General features: G+C 68.6%; 1 protein-coding gene. It reads left to right on the top strand.

Features of this window, described 5'->3' with window-relative positions; all coding sequences use genetic code 11:
* Nucleotides 1-1,895: condensation domain-containing protein (locus KDB67_RS16880; protein ID WP_291018009.1), on the top strand; the 1,895-nt coding region annotated here is incomplete at its 5' end.
* Between the last annotated feature and the right edge of the window lie 54 nt (nucleotides 1,896-1,949).

Below are 1,949 nucleotides of genomic sequence, written 5' to 3'. Positions count from 1 at the left end.
TGGATGCGGTGAAACGTGTGGTGGGGCAGGTGTTGCCGTCGTACATGGTGCCGTCGGTGTGGACGTTGATCGATGAGGTGCCGCTCAATTCGGCGGGCAAGTTGGATCGGAAGGCGTTGCCGGCACCCGACTTCGGCACGATGTCCGAGGAGGACTACACCGGGCCCGAGGGCGACGACGAGACCGCCGTCGCGCGGGTGTTCGCCGACGTCCTCGGCCTCGACCGGGTCAGCGTGACGACCTCGTTCTTCGACCTGGGCGGCAACTCGCTGTCGGCGATGCGGCTCGCGGCGCGCACCGGTGAGGTACTGGGCGCCACGGTATCGGTGCGCGACCTGTTCGACGCGCCGACGGTGCGGGAACTGGTCACCGCTGTCGCCGGTGCCGGCGAAGCGCTCGCCCCGATCACCCAGGCCGATCCGCGGCCGGACCACATCCCGGTGTCGTTCGCGCAGCAGCGCATGTGGTTCATGAATCAGTTCGATCCGGACGCCCCGACCTACAACATCCAGGCCGGCGCCAAGCTGACCGGCGACCTGGATACCGATGCGCTCCGGCAGGCCGTGCTCGACGTCGTCGAACGGCACGAGGTCCTGCGGACCACGTTCCCGGGCGTCGACGGCGACCCCACGCAGGTGATCCACGACCTCGAGTGGGCCGCCGAACACCTCGATTGGGCGATCGTCGACTCCGAGGCCGGTCTCATGGAGGCTGCTACCCGCGGGTTCGTCGTGGCCGAGCAGAGTGCCTTCCGGGTCCGGCTGCTGCGGTCGCAGCAAGGGGAGTGGATCTTCCTGGCGGTCCTGCACCACATCGTCAGCGACGGCGAATCGATGGGGCCGCTGCTCACCGACATCGTCACCGCGTACGCGGCACGGGCGCAGGGCCACACGCCGGCCTTCGCGCCGCTGCCGGTGCAGTTCGCCGACTACGCGATCTGGCAGCACGAGGTGCTCGGCGACCCACAGGACCAGGACTCGGTGGTCGGCCGTCAGCTCGAATACTGGGAGGACCAGCTGATGGGCCTGCCCGACGTACTCGAACTGCCCGCGGACCGACCGCGGCCCGTCACCGCATCGGCCAAGGGCGCGTCGATCGACTTCACTGTGCCGCGTGCACTGGGCGAACGGATCGAACAACTGGCCGCCGAGTACGGACTGACGTCGTTCATGGTGGTGCACGCCGCGCTGGCGGTGCTGCTGTCACGGCTCACCGCCGCCGACGACATCGCGATCGCCACTCCGATCGCGGGCCGCGGCGACCGCGTGCTCGACCCGATGGTCGGCATGTTCGTCAACACGCTGGTACTGCGCAGTGAACTCGAACCGATGATGGCGTTCTCCGAACTCCTCGAAGAGGTCCGCGAGACCGACCTCGACGCGTTCGCCAACGCCGACGTGCCGTTCGAGGCCGTCGTCGACGCCGTCGGGGCGGTGCGCTCGCAGGCATTCGCACCGCTCGCCCAGGTCATGCTGAGTGTCGACCACAATCCGGCGGCCGGTGCGGGCGCACAGCAACCGGTGGATGTGGGATCGCTCACCGTCGAGCAGATCGAGCCGCCGACGGCGTTCGCGCAGCGGGATCTGTCGATCACCGTGCGGACCGTGGCGGGCCGGGACTGGCCGGCCGGCATGGTCTACGCGACCGATCTGTTCAACGAGGCCACGATGGTGACGTTCGCGCAGCGGTTCCTGACTCTGCTCGACTCGCTCACCGACGATCCGGACGGTGCGATCGGTGCCGCGCAGTTCCTCGTGGCGCAGGAACACAGCAGCCTCGTCGACTGGTCCAGCGGGCAGTCGACCGCACCCGTTCCGGGCGACGGAGGCGGTGTGCCGGGTGTCGCCCATTCGGGGGATAGGGCTAACGGCAATGACGGGGTGAGCGATAATTGACCGGGCGTTCTGGCGCCCCGCACCATCCGACGCGGCATAAGGGGCATCAGATTC

The sequence above is a fragment of the Gordonia sp. (in: high G+C Gram-positive bacteria) genome (assembly GCF_020438995.1).
In the GTDB taxonomy this organism is placed as follows: Bacteria; Actinomycetota; Actinomycetes; order Mycobacteriales; family Mycobacteriaceae; genus Gordonia.
The sequence above is the reverse complement of the archived record's forward strand: the minus strand, read 5'-3'. Positions and strand labels throughout refer to the sequence as shown.